The organism is Microbacterium radiodurans (assembly GCF_008710705.1).
Taxonomy (GTDB): domain Bacteria; phylum Actinomycetota; class Actinomycetes; order Actinomycetales; family Microbacteriaceae; genus Microbacterium; species Microbacterium radiodurans.
Genome location: NZ_VYRZ01000002.1, coordinates 215,655 through 231,734, shown reverse-complemented (window position 1 = coordinate 231,734; position 16,080 = coordinate 215,655). Strand labels below are relative to the sequence as shown.

Annotated in this window: 14 protein-coding genes; 6 read left to right on the top strand and 8 right to left on the bottom strand. The window is 71.8% G+C overall.

Features of this window, described 5'->3' with window-relative positions; genetic code table 11:
• Positions 1–68: 68 nt before the first annotated feature.
• The 8 genes from gmk to pyrR are packed head-to-tail and all read right to left on the bottom strand — an operon-like array spanning position 69 to position 9,567.
• Complete coding sequence (gene gmk, locus F6B42_RS06855) at positions 69–986, bottom strand: guanylate kinase (protein WP_150418890.1); 918 nt, start codon at positions 984–986, stop codon at positions 69–71.
• The gene (gene pyrF / locus F6B42_RS06850) at positions 958–1,830 is read right to left on the bottom strand and encodes an orotidine-5'-phosphate decarboxylase (RefSeq protein ID WP_150418889.1); all 873 of its coding nucleotides are present in this window, start codon (positions 1,828–1,830) and stop codon (positions 958–960) included. Before pyrF ends, gmk begins: the two co-directional genes overlap by 29 nt.
• Positions 1,827–5,114, bottom strand: a complete 3,288-nt coding sequence (gene carB / locus F6B42_RS06845) for a carbamoyl-phosphate synthase large subunit (RefSeq protein ID WP_150418888.1) — start codon at positions 5,112–5,114, stop codon at positions 1,827–1,829. Before carB ends, pyrF begins: the two co-directional genes overlap by 4 nt.
• On the bottom strand, positions 5,114–6,262 hold the full coding sequence (gene carA, locus F6B42_RS06840; RefSeq protein ID WP_396652458.1) for a glutamine-hydrolyzing carbamoyl-phosphate synthase small subunit: 1,149 nt from the start codon (positions 6,260–6,262) through the stop codon (positions 5,114–5,116). The genes carB and carA overlap by 1 nt, the downstream gene beginning before the upstream one ends.
• Positions 6,259–6,771 (bottom strand): PH-like domain-containing protein, encoded by a 513-nt coding sequence (locus F6B42_RS06835; protein ID WP_150418887.1) that lies wholly within the window; start codon positions 6,769–6,771, stop codon positions 6,259–6,261. The genes carA and F6B42_RS06835 overlap by 4 nt, the downstream gene beginning before the upstream one ends.
• Positions 6,768–8,078, bottom strand: a complete 1,311-nt coding sequence (locus F6B42_RS06830) for a dihydroorotase (RefSeq protein ID WP_150418886.1) — start codon at positions 8,076–8,078, stop codon at positions 6,768–6,770. The genes F6B42_RS06835 and F6B42_RS06830 overlap by 4 nt, the downstream gene beginning before the upstream one ends.
• Positions 8,075–9,040 carry an aspartate carbamoyltransferase catalytic subunit gene (locus F6B42_RS06825; protein WP_150418885.1) on the bottom strand — a complete coding sequence of 322 codons (966 nt, stop codon included), beginning with the start codon at positions 9,038–9,040 and terminating at the stop codon, positions 8,075–8,077. Before F6B42_RS06825 ends, F6B42_RS06830 begins: the two co-directional genes overlap by 4 nt.
• Entirely contained in the window at positions 9,037–9,567 is a 531-nt protein-coding gene (gene pyrR, locus F6B42_RS06820) for a bifunctional pyr operon transcriptional regulator/uracil phosphoribosyltransferase PyrR (RefSeq protein ID WP_150418884.1), read from the bottom strand. Before pyrR ends, F6B42_RS06825 begins: the two co-directional genes overlap by 4 nt.
• Positions 9,568–9,710: 143 nt before the next feature.
• Between pyrR and mvk the strand changes: the two genes are divergently transcribed.
• Genes mvk through F6B42_RS06790 form a run of 6 tightly spaced genes read left to right on the top strand, consistent with a single transcriptional unit; the run spans position 9,711 to position 16,070 of the window.
• A complete protein-coding gene (gene mvk, locus F6B42_RS06815) occupies positions 9,711–10,712 on the top strand; it encodes a mevalonate kinase (RefSeq protein ID WP_150418883.1) in 1,002 nt (333 codons plus the stop codon).
• Complete coding sequence (gene mvaD / locus F6B42_RS06810; RefSeq protein ID WP_150418882.1) at positions 10,709–11,677, top strand: diphosphomevalonate decarboxylase; 969 nt, start codon at positions 10,709–10,711, stop codon at positions 11,675–11,677. The genes mvk and mvaD overlap by 4 nt, the downstream gene beginning before the upstream one ends.
• Positions 11,674–12,801, top strand: a complete 1,128-nt coding sequence (locus F6B42_RS06805; RefSeq protein WP_150418881.1) for a phosphomevalonate kinase — start codon at positions 11,674–11,676, stop codon at positions 12,799–12,801. Before mvaD ends, F6B42_RS06805 begins: the two co-directional genes overlap by 4 nt.
• Complete coding sequence (fni, locus tag F6B42_RS06800; RefSeq protein ID WP_150418880.1) at positions 12,791–13,867, top strand: type 2 isopentenyl-diphosphate Delta-isomerase; 1,077 nt, start codon at positions 12,791–12,793, stop codon at positions 13,865–13,867. Before F6B42_RS06805 ends, fni begins: the two co-directional genes overlap by 11 nt.
• Positions 13,867–14,913 (top strand): hydroxymethylglutaryl-CoA reductase, encoded by a 1,047-nt coding sequence (locus tag F6B42_RS06795; RefSeq protein WP_150418879.1) that lies wholly within the window; start codon positions 13,867–13,869, stop codon positions 14,911–14,913. Before fni ends, F6B42_RS06795 begins: the two co-directional genes overlap by 1 nt.
• On the top strand, positions 14,910–16,070 hold the full coding sequence (locus F6B42_RS06790; protein WP_150418878.1) for a hydroxymethylglutaryl-CoA synthase: 1,161 nt from the start codon (positions 14,910–14,912) through the stop codon (positions 16,068–16,070). The genes F6B42_RS06795 and F6B42_RS06790 overlap by 4 nt, the downstream gene beginning before the upstream one ends.
• Positions 16,071–16,080 lie beyond the last annotated feature (10 nt).

The window sequence follows — 16,080 nt, the reverse complement described above, 5'->3', positions numbered from 1 at the left end:
TGCCGCGCGGCGCGCGCAGGCATCCTCCCATTCTACAGGGCGACCGCTCGACGATGCGTGCGGACGGCTCAGCGTGCGAGCGAGGCGACCTCGTCGGCTGCGCGCTCGACGGTGTCGTTGACCACGTGGTAGTCGAACTCCCCCTGGGAGGCGAGTTCGACGCGAGCGGTGCGCAGGCGACGCGTGCGCTCCTCGGCATCCTCCGTCCCGCGCCCGACGAGTCGGTCCACGAGTTCGTCCCAGCTGGGCGGCAGCAGGAAGACGAGCGTGGCGTCGGGCGCCGCCGCGCGCACCTGGCGCGCGCCCTGCAGGTCGATCTCGAGCAGCACCGTGCGTCCCTCCGCCAGCGCCGCCTGGATGGGAGCGCGGGGCGTGCCGTAGCGGTGTCGGTTGTGCACGGTCGCCCACTCGAGCAGCTCGCCCGCCGCGATCATCCGGTCGAACTCGGCGTCGTCGACGAAGTAGTAGTGCTCGCCGTCGACCTCGCCGGGACGCGGCGCGCGCGTCGTCGCCGAGACGGACAGCAGGATCTCGGGGTGGGTCCGCCGGATCTGCGCCGCGACGGTCCCCTTGCCGACGGCGGTCGGCCCCGCGAGCACCAACAGGCGCGAGCGACCCGTGCGCGGCTGCGGCTCGGGCCAGCGACGGTCGAGGAAGGAACGCAGGGCCACGCGCTGGCGCGGGCCGAGACCGGCCAGCTTCTTCACGCGGGCGATGTCGAGCTCCTGGAGGATGCGGTCGCGCTTGCCCTCGCCGATCGCCGGGATGCTGGTGAGGAAGTCGGTCACGCGCATCGCACCCGCCGCGGAATCCGGCGCATCGTGCGCACGCCGCAGGAGCTCCTGCGGCGAGATCACGCGCATGGCCACGTCCTTCTTCAGCGCTGCGCGCTCGCGACGTGCCTTCACGGCGCGCCGCGACGCGGCGACGCGGTCGACCTCGGGCGGGTGCGGTCGTTCAGCCACGGTTCTCCTCCCGGAGTGCATCGGCGAGTTCGGCGTTGTGCGAATCGATGGCGGTGACGATACCGTCCGGTCCCGACGCGAGGACGCTGCGGCTCGCGCTGGCGACCACCTGCGGCGCGAAACGCCCGAAGATCGTGCCGATGTCGCGCAGCCCCGCGCCCTGCGCACCGAAGCCGGGTGCGAGAAGCGGCGCGCCGCGGAGGCTGCCGTCGGACAGGCCGACCTCGGAGCGGTCGACGGTCGCGCCGACGACGAGGCCGACCGGGCCCAGACCGCCCGCGTCCGCGGGGACCCGGTTCGCCCAGGCGACACCGTCGGCCACCCAGTCGGCGACCGTCTGGCCGCGCTCGGCCGCCACGACGGTGACCTCCGCGGACTGCAGTCCGACCGCTTCGGGGTTGCTGGTCGCCGCGAGGACGAACACGCCCTTCCCGGCGCGCACCGCCGCCGCGATCGTCGCTCGGAGCGACGCGGGGCCGAGGTACGGGCTCACGGTCACGGCGTCCGCCTCGAGCGGCGACCCCGGCTCGAGCCACGCCGCGACGTAACCGTCCATCGTGCTTCCGATATCGCCGCGCTTCGCATCGGCGATCACGAGCAGGCCCGCCGCGCGGGCGGCCGCCTGCACCTCCTCGAGCGCGGCGAATCCCGCCGAGCCGAAGCGCTCGAAGAACGCCACCTGGGGCTTGACGACGCCGACGCGGCCCCGGCAGGCGTCGACGACGCGCAGTCCGAACTCGCGCACCCCGGCGGCCGACGCGGGCAGCCCCCACGCCTGCAGCAGCCCGCCGTGCGGGTCGATGCCGACGCAGAGCTGCCCGACCTCGTCGAAAGCCGCGCGCAGGCGGTCGCCGAATCCGTTCACACGCGGGCCGCGCGGTCGCGGGCGTAGTCCTGCAGGCTCTTCACCTCGAAGCCCTCGCGGAGCACCGGCAGCGCCGCCACGGCGGCGCCGAGCACCGCCATCGTCGTGAACAGCGCGCGGTCGCCCGCGACGGCTGCCGCCCGGATCTCGTAGCCGTCGGCCCGCGCCGTCCCGCCCGAGGGCGTGTTCACCACGATGTCGACCTCGCCGGCGTTGATGAGATCGATGACGTTGCGCTCACCGGTCTCGGACGCCTCGGAGTACTTGCCGACCACCTCGACCCGGATGCCGTTGCGCGCGAGGATCTCCGCGGTGCCGGCGGTCGCGATGAGCCGGAAGCCGAGCTCCTGCAGCCGGTGCGCGGGCAGGATCACGGCGCGCTTGTCGTCGTCGGCCACCGACAGGAACACCGTTCCCGAGGTCGGCAGTCCGCCGTACGCCGCCGCCTGACTCTTCGCGAACGCCGTCGGGAAGTCGCGGTCGATCCCCATGACCTCGCCGGTCGAGCGCATCTCCGGGCCGAGGACGGAATCGACCGTACGACCGTCGGCGGTGCGGAACCGCTTGAACGGCAGCACGGCCTCCTTGACGGCGACCGGCGCGTCGAGCGGCACGCGCGACCCGTCGTTCTCGGGCAGCAGGCCCTCGGACTTCAGCTCGGCGATCGACGACCCAGCCATGATCCGCGATGCGGCCTTGGCGAGCGGGATGCCGAGAGCCTTCGACACGAACGGGACGGTGCGGCTCGCGCGCGGGTTCGCCTCGATGACGTACAGCACGCCGGCCGAGACGGCGAACTGGACGTTCAGCAGACCGCGGACTCCGACGCCGCGCGCGATCGCCAGGGTCGCCTCGCGGACGCGGTCGATCTCGGTGCGGCCGAGCGACATGGGCGGCAGCGTGCAGCTGGAGTCGCCGGAGTGGATGCCGGCCTCCTCCAGGTGCTCCATGACGCCGCCGATGTACAGCTCCTCGCCGTCGAACAGCGCGTCGACGTCGAGCTCCACGGCGTCGTCGAGGAAGCGGTCGACCAGGAGCGGCAGCCCCGGTCCGATGATCGCCTGGTCGGCGACCCGGACGAAGTAGTCGCGGAGGCTGGCGGTGTCGTAGACGATCTCCATGCCGCGGCCGCCGAGCACGAAGCTCGGTCGTACGAGCACCGGGTACCCGATGGACTCGGCGACTCCCACGGCGCCGTCGACGTCGATCGCGGTGCCGCTGCGCGGGGCGACGAGACCGGCCTCGTCGAGCACGCGCGAGAACAGCTCGCGCTCCTCGGCGAGATCGATCGCCGCGGGCTGGGTCCCGAGGATCGTGTAGCCGGCGGCCTCGATGCCCTTCGCGAGCCCGAGCGGCGTCTGCCCGCCGAGCTGGCACACCACCCCGAGGATCGTGCCGGACCGGGCCTCCGCGTGCAGCACCTCGAGGACGTCCTCGAGCGTGAGCGGCTCGAAGTACAGCCGGTCGCTCGTGTCGTAGTCGGTCGAGACCGTCTCGGGGTTGCAGTTGACCATGATCGTCTCGTACCCGGCATCCGAGAGCGCGAAGCTCGCGTGGACGCACGAGTAGTCGAACTCGACGCCCTGGCCGATGCGGTTCGGACCCGAGCCGATGATGACGACCTTCGTGCGATCGGACGGCGTGACCTCGGTCTCGCTGTCGTACGAGGAGTAGTGGTAGGGGGTCAGGGCGGGGAACTCCCCCGCGCACGTGTCGACGGTCTTGAACACCGGGCGGATGCCGAGCCCGTGGCGGACGCCGCGGACCTCGGCCTCGTCGAGCCCGCGAAGCTGCGCGAGCTGAGCATCGCTGAAGCCGTGGTCCTTCGCGATCCGGATGACGTGGTCGTCGAGCTCGGCGGCGTCGGCGACGAAGCGGGCGACCTCGTTGATCAGGTCGATCTGGTCGAGGAACCACGGGTCGATCGCGGTCGCGTCGAAGGCCTGCTCGACCGTCGCGCCCTTGCGCATCGCCTGCTGCAGCACGACGATGCGGCCGTCGGTCGGCGTCTTCGCGATCTCGAGCAGCTCGTCGACCGAGCGCTCCTCCTCGCCCCAGTGGAAGCTCGAGCCGCGCTTCTCGAGCGAGCGGAGCGCCTTCTGCAGGGCGGTCGCGTAGTTGCGGCCGATCGCCATCGCCTCGCCGACGGACTTCATGGTGGTCGTCAGCGTGGTGTCGGCGGCGGGGAACTTCTCGAAGTTGAAGCGCGGCACCTTGACGACGACGTAGTCGAGCGTGGGCTCGAAGCTCGCCGGTGTGACCTTCGTGATGTCGTTGGGGATCTCGTCGAGGCGGTAGCCGATCGCGAGCTTGGCGGCGATCTTCGCGATCGGGAAACCCGTCGCCTTCGACGCCAGCGCCGAGGAGCGCGACACGCGCGGATTCATCTCGATGACGATGATGCGTCCGGTCGCCGGGTCGACGGCGAACTGGATGTTGCACCCCCCGGTGTCGACGCCGACGGCGCGGATGATGTCGATGCCGATGTCGCGGAGCTTCTGGTACTCGCGGTCGGTCAGCGTCAGGGCGGGAGCCACCGTGATGGAGTCGCCGGTGTGGACGCCGACCGGGTCGACGTTCTCGATCGAGCAGACGACGACGGTGTTGTCGGCCGTGTCGCGCATGAGCTCGAGCTCGTACTCCTTCCACCCCAGGATCGACTCCTCGAGGAGCACCTCGGTCGTGGGCGAGTCGCGGAGCCCGGCGCCGGCGATGCGGCGCAGATCGTTGTCGTCGTAGGCGAAGCCCGAGCCGAGTCCACCCATCGTGAAGGACGGCCGCACGACGAGCGGGTAGCCGAGCTCGGCGGCACCTGCGAGGACCTCGTCCATGGTGTGGCAGATGCGGCTGTCGGCGACGTCGGCGCCGGAGTCGAGCACGAGCTGCTTGAAGATCTGGCGGTCCTCGCCCTTGTTGATCGCCTCGAAGTTCGCGCCGATCAGCTCGATGTCGTACTTCTCGAGGATGCCGTGGTTGTGCAGGTCGATCGCGGCGTTCAGCGCCGTCTGACCGCCGAGGGTCGGCAGGATCGCGTCGGGGCGCTCTTTCGCGATGATCGTCTCGATGACCTGCCAGGTGATCGGTTCGATGTAGGTGGCATCGGCGAAATCGGGGTCGGTCATGATCGTCGCCGGGTTCGAGTTCACCAGGACGACGCGCACGCCCTCCTCGCGGAGGACGCGGCACGCCTGGGTGCCGGAGTAGTCGAACTCGCACGCCTGGCCGATCACGATCGGGCCCGACCCGATGACGAGGACGCTCTGGATATCGTCGCGCTTGGGCATCAGTTCTTGGTCTCCTGGTTCGCGATCACGAGGTCGCGGAAGCGGTCGAAGAGGTAGTTGGCGTCGTGCGGACCGGCCGCCGCCTCGGGGTGGTACTGCACCGAGAAGGCGGGGAGATCGAGGGCGCGCAGACCCTCCACGACGTTGTCGTTGAGGCCCACGTGGCTGACCTCGACGCGGCCGAAGCCCGCCGGGCTGTCGATGACGCCCTCGATCGGCGCGTCGACGGCGAAGCCGTGGTTGTGAGCGGTGATCTCGACGCGGCCCGTCTGCTTGTCGAGGACCGGCTGGTTGATCCCGCGGTGGCCGAAGGGCAGCTTGTAGGTGCCGAAGCCGAGGGCACGGCCGAGGAGCTGGTTCCCGAAGCAGATGCCGAAGAACGGCAGCTTCTCGGCGAGCACGCCCCGCAGGAGTTCGACGTGGTGGTCGCTCGCGGCCGGGTCGCCCGGGCCGTTGGAGTAGAACACCGCGATCGGGTCGATCGCGCGCAGCTGCTCGAGCGTGACGTCCTGCGGCAGGACGTGGACGTCGAAGCCGCGCCGGGCGAGGTTGTCGACCGTCGCCTGCTTCACTCCGAGATCGAGCACGGCCAGGTTGCCGAGCCGCTCGCCCACGGCCGGCGTCACTTCGGCCGCGCCGACGGAGACCTCGGCCGACAGGTTGCGGCCCGCCATCGCGGGAGCCTCGCGCACGATGCGCAGCTGCTCGTCCGGGTCGATGTCCGCGGCGTCACCGCTGAACACGCCGCCGCGCATCGAACCGGCCGAGCGGAGGACGCGGGTGATCGCGCGGGTGTCGATGCCGCTGATGCCGACGATGCCGTCCTTCTCGAGGGAGTCGTCGAGCGAGTTCTCGGAACGCCAGTTCGACACCACGCGCGAGGGGTCGCGCACGATGTAGCCGGCGACCCAGATGCGCCGCGACTCGACGTCTTCGGCGTTCATGCCGGTGTTGCCGATGTGGGGAGCGGTCTGCAGCACGATCTGACCGGCGTAGGACGGGTCGGTCAGCGTCTCCTGGTAGCCGGTCATGCCCGTGGCGAAGACGACTTCGCCGAGGGTCGTGCCGCGCGCGCCGTAGGCGCGACCGGCGTAGCGGGAACCGTCCTCGAGCACGAGCACGGCGGGGTCGCGGGTGAACAGGGTCACGCGTCGCCTCCTGGGGTGAGGGGGAAGTGGGGAATCGTGCGGATCGCGTCGACGAGCGCGCGAGCCGAGGACGTCTGGGGACGGAAGTAGCTGTCGACCGGATGCTGCCCGTCGAGGCGCCACGAGAGGCGGGCGAGGCCCTCCTTCTCGACGACGCGATCGATCGCGACGGTCGCCTGGTCGACTCCGTCGATCCGATCGGTCGCGATGAACAGACGCGGCTGACCGGTGAGATCGAGCGCGACACCGCCGGTCGTCACCACGACGTCGACCCGCGAGCGGAAGCCGAGACGCCTGATGGCGAGTCGCTCGAGCGGCTCGTCTCGGCGCGTGGTCGCCACGTACAGGCCGGAGAACTGCGCCAGCGTCGCCGCGTCGGCGGGTGCTTCGCCGACCGGCGCGTGCAGACCGCTGTCGCGCCGCGTCCGTCGTCGCCACGCCCAGACGCCGAGGCCGAGGAGCGCGAGAGCGACGACGACCATGACGATCAGCGCGGCCTCGCGGCTCACGCGCGCACCCCCGGGGTGTCGAGGAGTGCGCCGTCGGCGACGGTCGCCGCGCCGCCGAAGAAGGTCCAGCGCACCTCGCCCGGGAGCTCGCGGCCGAGGTACGGCGAGTTCACGCTCCGGCCGTGGAGGTCGTCGGTCGAGAAGGCCCGGACCGGCCGCGGATCGTAGAGGGTCAGCGAGGCGGGCTGTCCCGCCGCGAGCGGGGTGCCCGCGGCATCCAGCCGGCCGATGCGCGCCGGCGCCGACGACATGACGCGCGCGACGTCGTCCCAGTCGAGCATCCCGGTGTCGACGACCGCCTGCTGGACGACGCGGAGGGCCGTCTCGAGGCCCACCATGCCGTTGGCCGCCGCCGCCCACTCGCAGGACTTGGCCTCGGCGGGATGCGGAGCGTGGTCGGTCGCCACGATGTCGATCGTGCCGTCGGCGAGACCCGCGCGCACGGCGAGGACGTCCTCGTCGCGGCGCAGCGGCGGGTTCACCTTGAACCGCGCGTCGTAGCCGCGGACGAGCTCCTCGGTGAGGAGGAGATGATGCGGGGTGACCTCGGCCGTCACGTTCACGCCGCGCCTCTTGGCCCAGCGGATGATGTCGACCGAGCCCGCGGTCGAGAGGTGACACACATGCAGGCGCGAGCCGACGTGCTCGGCGAGGAGGACGTCGCGCGCGATGATCGACTCCTCCGCCACCGCCGGCCAGCCGGCCAGACCGAGATCGGCCGAGACGGTGCCCTCGTTCATCTGAGCGCCCTCGGTCAGCCGCGGGTCCTGCGCGTGCTGGGCGACGACGCCGTCGAACGACTTCACGTACTCGAGCGCGCGGCGCATGATGAGCGGATCGAAGACGCAGAACCCGTCGTCGCTGAAGACGCGCACGCGGGCCCGGGAGGCGGCCATCGCACCGAGCTCGGCGAGGCGTTCGCCCTTCTGCCCCACGGTCACGGCCCCGATCGGCTGGACCCGCGCGAACCCGGCTGCCTCGCCGAGGGCGAGCTCCTGCTCGACCACACCCGCGGTATCGGCGACTGGCGAGGTGTTGGGCATCGCGAAGACGGTCGTGAAACCGCCGGCCGCTGCCGCGCGCGAGCCCGTCAGGATGGTCTCGGACGCCTCGTAGCCCGGCTCTCGCAGGTGCGTGTGCAGGTCGACCAGGCCGGGCAGGGCGATGAGGCCGTCCGCATCGACCACCGTGGCGCCGACGGCGCTCACCCCGGTGCCGACCTCGCGGATCGCGCCGTCGGAGATGAGCATGTCGACAGCCGGTCCGCCCTGGGGCCGCGCGCCGCGGATGAGGAAGCTCTCGCTCATCGTCCGTCCTCCTCGGTCTCGGTGCGCTCCCCCGCCAGCAGCAGGTAGAGCACGGCCATCCGCACCGAAACGCCGTTCGCCACCTGCTCGAGCACGGTCGAACGGGGGGAATCGGCGGCGGCGGCGGAGATCTCCATCCCCCGGTTCATGGGTCCGGGGTGCAGCACAATGCTACCGGGCGGCAGCGCCGCCGACCGTGCCGCGTCCAATCCCCACGTCCGCGAATACTCCCGTTCAGTCGGGAAATACGCGGCATTCATCCGCTCGAGCTGAATGCGGAGCATCATGAGGGCGTCCGGACCCGACGCGATCGCCTCGTCGAGGTCGTAGACGACCCGCACCGGCCACGCCGACACATCCTGCGGTACGAGGGTCGGCGGTGCGACCAGCGTCACCTCCGCACCGAGGGTCGTCAGGAGCCAGACGTTCGAGCGCGCGACGCGCGAGTGCAGGATGTCGCCGACGATCGTCACCCGCAGCCCCGAGAGGTCGCGTCCGCGGCTGGCCGCGCCGAAGAATCGCGAGCGGATGGTGAAGGCGTCCAGGAGCGCCTGCGTGGGATGAGCGTGCGTGCCGTCGCCGGCGTTGACGACGCCCGCCGTGATCCACCCGCTCGTGGCGAGCGTCTGCGGTGCGCCGGACGCCCCGTGGCGGATGACGACGGCATCCGCGCCCATGGCCTGCAGCGTCTGCGCGGTGTCCTGCAGCGATTCCCCCTTCGAGACCGAGGAGCCTTTCGCCGAGAAGTTGATGACATCGGCCGAGAGCCGCTTGGCCGCGGCCTCGAAGGAGATGCGCGTGCGCGTGGAGTCCTCGAAGAACAGGTTCACGACCGTCCTGCCCCGGAGCGTCGGGAGCTTCCGCACCTCACGGTGCTGGGTGGCGGCCATGTCCTCGGCGACGTCGAGGATGCGGATGGCGTCCGCACGGGCGAGGTCGCGGGTGTCGAGCAGATGCCTCATGATCCGATCGTCACCTCGTCGGCGCCGTCGATCTCGCGCAGCCGCACGTTGACGCGTTCCTCGCGGGCGCTCGGCAGGTTCTTGCCGACGAAATCGGGACGGATGGGGAGCTCGCGGTGTCCGCGATCGATCAGGGTCGCCAAGCGGACCGCGGCGGGCCTGCCGATGTCCTGCAGCGCGTCGAGCGCGGCGCGGATGGAACGACCGGAGAAGAGGACGTCGTCGACCAGGACCACGACCTTGCCGTCGACGCCGCCGTCGGGGATCTGCGTCGGCCGCGGCGTGCGCGTGGGGTGACGGCGGAGGTCGTCGCGGTACATCGTGACGTCGAGGGCGCCGACCGGGACGGCTGTGCCGGAGATGTCCCCGAGGATCGCGCCGATGCGGGCGGCCAGGGGCGCGCCGCGACTCGGGATCCCGAGGACGACGAGTTCTGCGGGGCCCCGGTTCGATTCGAGGATCTCGTGCGAGATCCTCGTCAGGGCCCGGGCGATGTCGGCTTCGTGCAGCACGGTTCGCGTGCTCATCCGCCGCTCCCTTCTCCGCCTCACGGGACGGTGTTAAAGGTTGCTGGGTGCGGCGCCCATGATAGCGCCCACCGCTCCCCGGAGCACATTCGCCGGGCCTCCAGGTCCGCCCCGGGACGGACTGTTACGCTCAACGAAATTCCATGACTGCATCGACCGACGTCCCCCTTGCACCGGACGCCCCTCCGCAGGTGACGCACGGCACGACCGCAGCGCCCGCCGCGACGGGCCGAGCCGGTGCGAAGGCGATCCTGATCGGCGAGCACGCCGTGGTCTACGGTCGTCCGGCGCTGGCGATTCCGGTCCGCGCGCTCGAGGCGCGCGCGGAGGCGCGAGCGATCTCCGGGCCCTCGCGTCTGCGGAGCGCCCTGTACACGGGGCAGGCCGCGCGTGCACCGGAACGTCTGCGGGTGACGGTGACGGCGATGGCCGCCGCCCTGGAGGCGGCGGGATCGCCCGACACGGCCCTCGAGATCGCGATCGAGAGCAGCATCCCCGCCGAGCGGGGACTCGGATCGAGCGCCGCGGTGTCGGCGGCCGTGATCGAGGCGGCCCTCGCCGCCTGCGGCGCGCGGGTCGACGACGAGCGCATGCACGAACTCATCCAGACCGCCGAGCGCGCCGCGCACGGGTCGCCGAGCGGGCTCGACGCCCGCACGGTGCGCGCCCGCGCCGCCGTGTGGTTCGAGGCCGGCCGGATCGAACCGGTCTCGGTCGGGTCGGACCTCACCTTCGTCATCGCCGACAGCGGGGTCCGCGGTCGCACGCGGGAGGCCGTCGCCGCCGTCGCCGCGCGCCGCGCAGCGGATCCGGCCGCGGTCGATGCGTCGCTGGACGAGCTGGGCGCCCTGGCGACGGCGGTCCGCGGCCAGGTGTCGGCGGGCGAGAGCGACGGGATCGGCGCCGCGATGACGCGCGCGCACACGCTCCTGAACGGTCTCGGCGTGGGAGATCCCGCCCTCGATCGCCTCTTCGCCGCAGCCGTCTCGGCGGGCGCGCTCGGTGCCAAGCTCACCGGGGGCGGCCGCGGCGGATGCGTCCTCGCGCTCGTGCGCGACACCGACGCCGCGGCCGAACTGAGCGACCACCTCACCCGCGTCGGCGCCGCCGCGGTCTGGACCACGACCGTCGAAGGAGGGGCATGAGCACCGCGACCGCCATCGCGCACCCGAACATCGCCCTCGTCAAGTACTGGGGCAAACGCGACAGCGACATCAACCTGCCGGCCACGGGCAGCCTGTCGATGACGCTCGACATCTTCCCGACCACGACGACGGTGACCGTCGATGACGCCGCCGTCGCGGACGTCCTCGTCTACGGCGGCGAGGAGCGGGTCGACGGACCGGCCGAGCGCGTGACGCGCTTCCTCGATCTCGTGCGCGAGCTCGCCGGCAGCGATCGTCGCGCTCGTGTGGAGACGGTGAACACCGTGCCGTCCGCGGCCGGGCTCGCGTCGTCGGCCTCAGGCTTCGCCGCACTCGCGGTGGCGGCGTCGGCGGCATACGGGCTCGAGCTCGACACACCGGCACTGAGCCGCCTCGCCCGCCGGGGCTCGGGCTCGGCATCGCGGTCGGTCATCCCGGGATTCGCGATCTGGCACGCCGGCGACGACGATGCGTCGTCTTTCGCCGAGCACATCGACGCCCCCGATCTCGCGATGGTCGTCGCGATGGTCGAGAAGGGGCAGAAGGCCGTCTCGAGCCGGGAGGCCATGCGCCGCACCATCCTGACCTCGCCCTTCTACCCCGCGTGGGTCTCCTCGACGGCCGAGAGCCTCGAGTCGGCGGCGGAGGCCTGCCGCGCCGGCGACGTCGAGCGCCTCGGCCGCATCACCGAGGTCAACGCCCTCCGGATGCACGCCCTGATCCAGTCGTGCGATCCGCCGATCCGCTACCTGAACCCCACGAGCACGGAGATCTTCGATCGCGTCGTCGCGCTGCGGGACGCCGGGGTCGGTGCCTGGGCGACGGCCGACGCCGGCCCGAACGTCGTCGTCCTCACCCGCCCGGACGACGTGCCCGCGGTGACCGCGGCGCTCGCGGGTGTCGCCGAACTCGCCGTCGCGGCCCCGGGTCCGGCCGCGTCGCTCGTCACCCGGACGCAGGGATGAGCGCGTCTGCTCGACCGGATGCGATCGTCGTCCGCGCCGCCGGCAAGCTGTTCGTCGCCGGCGAGTACGCCGTCGTGTCGCCGGGCCAGCCGTCGGTGCTCATCGCGGTCGATCGCTACCTGACGGTCTCGCTCACCGCGGGGGTCGACGCCGGCAGCATCCACTCCCCCGAATACAGCCGGATGCCGGTGCGCTGGACGCGCGGAGTGGACGGTCTGACGCTCGACCGCGAGCATCACCCGTACGACTACGTGATCGCGGCGATCGAGGCCGCCGAGCAGCTGCGCGCCTCGCGCGGCCTCGCGCCCCGCTTCTTCGACCTGCGCATCGACAGCGGACTCGACGACCCGAGCGGCCGCAAGTTCGGTCTCGGATCGTCCGCGGCGGTGACGGTGGCCACGATCGCCGCGATCGACGCGTTCTACGGCCTCCGGCTGACGCTTCGCGAGCGCTACGAACTCGCCATGCTGGCGACGATCGTCGTCGCCCCGAACGCCTCGGGCGGCGATGTCGCCGCGAGCACCTACGGCGGGTGGATCGGCTACCGCTCGCCCGACCGCGACCTCCTGCGACGGGCCCGCGCGGAATCCGGCGTGGCCGGCGTCCTCGGCTCTCCGGCCTGGGGCGACGCGGAGATCGTCCGACTCGAACCGCCGTCCGGCCTCGACCTGCTCGTGGGCTGGACGGGTCATCCCGCCTCCACCGAGCGTCTCGTCAGCGGCGTCTCGCGGGGGACGAACGCCACGAGCACCGATCAGACGGCGTTCCTCGCCGCCTCGCGGGCATGCGTCGACGATCTGTGGCGGGCGCTCTCGCGCGATCAGGATGCCGCGTCCGCGGACCTCGCTCTCGCCTCCCTCCGCCGCAACCGCCGACTGCTCCAGGAGCTCGGCGCGCGCTCCGGTGTCACGATCGAGACCGATCGCCTGCGCATCCTCTGCGACGCCGCCGAGGACATCGGCGCGGCGGCGAAGCCTTCCGGCGCCGGCGGCGGCGACTGCGGCATCGTCCTGGCGCCGGCCGGAGCCGACCTCGCCGGCATGCTCCGCGCCTGGGAGACGAACGACATCCGACACCTCACGATCGGCGTGCATCCGCCGGAAGGAGAGCACCATGCCGGCTGAACAGGCCTCCGAGCGCAAGGACGACCACGTCCGTCTCGCCGCCGCGCAGCAGCGCGAGACCCCGCCGCCGGGCGGCTGGGACGACATCGCCTTCGTGCATCACGCCCTCGCGGGAGTCGACGCCGACACCGTCGACCTCCACGTCGAGGTCGCCGGCTCGCGATGGTCGCTGCCGTTCTACGTCAACGCGATGACCGGCGGCAGCGCCTCGACGGGCGACATCAACCGGGATCTCGCGATCGCGGCGCGCGAGACCGGCGTCGCCATCGCGTCAGGTTCGCTGAGCATCGCGCTCGACAACCCCGCGCTGCTCAGCACGTTCCGCGTCATCCGCGACGAGAACCCCGACGGCTTCGTCATGGCCAACGTCGGCATCGAGCGCTCCCCCGTCGACGCGCAGCGAGCCGTCGACGCACTCGGAGCCGACGCTCTCCAGGTCCACATCAACGCGGTCCAGGAGACCGTGATGCCCGAGGGAAGCCGCTCGTTCTCGAGCTGGCCCGCCTCCCTCGAAGCCATCCTGGCGGCCGTCGATGTGCCGGTGATCGTCAAAGAGGTCGGCTTCGGGCTGAGCGCGGCGACCCTCGCGCGCCTCGCGGATATGGGAGTGCGGTACGCGGACGTGTCGGGCGCGGGCGGCACCGACTTCATGCGCATCGAGAACTCCCGTCGCGCCGGCGGCGACTACGCCTACCTCGCCGGGTGGGGGCAGTCCGCCGCGGAGTGCCTGCTCGAGGCGCCCGCCGACGCACCGACCCTGCTGGCCTCGGGCGGCGTGCGGACGCCGCTCGACGTCGCGCGGGCCCTCGCGCTCGGCGCCCGGGCGGTGGGCGCATCCGGCTCGTTCCTCTCCGTCGTGCTCGACGGCGGCGCGGAAGCGCTGATCACGCGGATCCGGGAATGGTCAGACCACCTGACGGCGTTGCATTCACTGGTGGGGGCGACCGACCCCGGAGCCCTCCGCCGCACCGACCTGATCGTCCGTGGTCGCGCCGCCGAATTCGCGCGCGCTCGCGGCATCGACCTCGAGAGCCTGGCGCACCGCGCCGGCGGGAAGGACGCGTGATGAGCGCCGAGTTCACCCCGATCCCCCTGCGCTGGGTCGGCCCGCTCCGCCTGACCGGCGACGTCGAGGCCGAGCAGGAGGTGCCGCTGGCGACGTACGAGTCGCCGCTGTGGCCCTCGGTCGGTCGCGGCGCCCGCATCTCGCGGCTCGTCGAGGACGGCATCCGCGTGACGGTGGTCGACGAACGGATGACCCGCTCGTCGCTCTTCGTGGCCGACAGCGCCGCCGCCGCGGTCGCCGCATCCCGCGCGATCACCGCACGCTTCGACGAGCTCGGCGCCGCCGTGTCGGAGCGAAGTCGGCACGCGAAGCTCATCGACCTCGACACCGAGATCGTCGGCAACCTGCTCTACGTGCGCTTCGCGCTCACGACCGGCGACGCCTCGGGGCACAACATGGTGACGCTCGCGGCCCAGACGCTCATGGAGCGGGTGCTCTCGTGGCATCCCGAGCTGTCGTACGGATCGATCTCGGGCAACTACTGCACCGACAAGAAGGCGACCGCCGTCAACGGCATCCTCGGCCGCGGCCGCAGCGTCATCGCCGAGATCACGATCCCCGCCGAGCTCGTCGAGAAGCAGCTGCGCTCGAGCGCCCAGCGCATCGTCGATCTCAACGTGCAGAAGAACCTGGTCGGATCGACCGTCGCCGGGGCCCTCCGCTCCGCGAACGCGCACTATGCGAACATGCTGCTGGCGTTCTACCTGGCCACGGGACAGGATGCCGCGAACATCGTCGAGGGCTCGCAGGGCTTCACGTGGGCCGAGGTCCGCGGCGACGGCGACCTCTACTTCTCGTGCACGCTCCCGCACCTCATCGTCGGAACGGTGGGCAACGGCAAGGACCTGCCCGCCGTCGACGACGCCCTCGCCCGCATCGGCTGCCGCGAGGAGCGCGAGCCCGGCGCGAACGCCCGCCGCCTGGCCGGGCTCATCGCCGCCACCGTGCTCTGCGGCGAGCTGTCGCTTCTTGCCGCCCAGACAAATCCCGGGGAGCTGATGCAGTCGCACCTGCTCCTCGAGCGTCGAAAGGACTCCTCCTCGTGACCTCCCCCGCCATCGGCATCCACGATCTCGCCGTCGCCACGACGTCGCGCGTGGTCGACCTCGACGACCTCGCCGCGCGCACCGGCGTCGACCCGGCCAAGTTCCACGTCGGTCTTGGCCAGGACCAGATGAGCATCCCCGGCCCCGACGAGGACATCGTCACCATGGGTGCCGCCGCGGCCCAGCGGATCATCGAGCGCCACGGCGTCGAGGGCATCCGGACGCTCTTCTTCGCGACCGAGACCGGCATCGACCAGTCGCGGGCGGCGGGCGTGCACGTCCACGAGCTGCTGGGCCTTCCGCGGACCGTGCGTGTGGTGGAGCTGAAGCAGGCCTGCTACTCGGCCACGGCCGCGCTGCAGTCCGCGGCCGGGCTCATCGCCCGCAACCCCGATGAGCGCGTGCTGGTGATCGCCAGCGACGTCGCCCGCTACGAGGTCGACACCGCCGCCGAGCCCACGCAGGGCGCAGGCGCGGTGGCCTTCCTGGTGACGGCCGATCCCGCCCTGGCCGTGCTCGAGACGGCGGCCGGCGTCCACACCGCCGAGGTCGACGACTTCTGGCGCCCGAACGACAGCATGACGGCGGTCGTCGACGGCAAGCTGTCGATCAGCGCCTACCTCGACGGCATCGCCGGGGCGTGGGACGACTACGCCTCCCGCGGCGGCGCGCCGATCGCCGAGATCGACTACTTCTGCCACCACCAGCCCTTCACGAAGATGGCGGTGAAGGCGCATCGTGCGCTCGGTCAGCACGTCGGCGTCGAGCTCGATCCCGAGCTCGTCCTCGCCACGACGGGATACAACCGCCGGATCGGCAACTCGTACACGGCGTCGCTCTACATCGCGCTGGCCGCGCTCCTCGAGGGCGACCGCGATCTCGCCGGCGCGCGCATCGGCATGTTCAGCTACGGATCGGGTTCGGTGAGCGAGTTCTTCTCGCTCGTCGTGCAGGACGGATACCGCGCCGTCACGCGCGCGGCCGAGACCGAGGCCCTGCTGGCCGGCCGCGACCGCGTCGACATCGACGCCTACCGCGCACTGCACGCCCTGGGCTCGCGCGACAGCAACGTCGATGTCGACATCCCCGGCGAGTCGGCGGTGCCGTTCCACTTCGCCGGCATCTCGGGCCGAGCCCGTCGGTACACCCGGAGCTGAGGGCACGGGG

Bases quoted from the DNA above. Each gene is read 5' to 3' on its own strand.
- gmk (WP_150418890.1), bottom strand. From the start codon at position 986: ATGCACTCCGGGAGGAGAACCGTGGCTGAACGACCGCACCCGCCCGAG.
- carB (WP_150418888.1), bottom strand. From the start codon at position 5,114: ATGCCCAAGCGCGACGATATCCAGAGCGTCCTCGTCATCGGGTCGGGC.
- mvk (WP_150418883.1), top strand. From the start codon at position 9,711: ATGACTGCATCGACCGACGTCCCCCTTGCACCGGACGCCCCTCCGCAG.
- F6B42_RS06825 (WP_150418885.1), bottom strand. From the start codon at position 9,040: ATGAGGCATCTGCTCGACACCCGCGACCTCGCCCGTGCGGACGCCATC.
- F6B42_RS06805 (WP_150418881.1), top strand. From the start codon at position 11,674: ATGAGCGCGTCTGCTCGACCGGATGCGATCGTCGTCCGCGCCGCCGGC.
- F6B42_RS06795 (WP_150418879.1), top strand. From the start codon at position 13,867: ATGAGCGCCGAGTTCACCCCGATCCCCCTGCGCTGGGTCGGCCCGCTC.
- fni (WP_150418880.1), top strand. From the start codon at position 12,791: ATGCCGGCTGAACAGGCCTCCGAGCGCAAGGACGACCACGTCCGTCTC.
- mvaD (WP_150418882.1), top strand. From the start codon at position 10,709: ATGAGCACCGCGACCGCCATCGCGCACCCGAACATCGCCCTCGTCAAG.
- F6B42_RS06830 (WP_150418886.1), bottom strand. From the start codon at position 8,078: ATGAGCGAGAGCTTCCTCATCCGCGGCGCGCGGCCCCAGGGCGGACCG.
- pyrR (WP_150418884.1), bottom strand. From the start codon at position 9,567: ATGAGCACGCGAACCGTGCTGCACGAAGCCGACATCGCCCGGGCCCTG.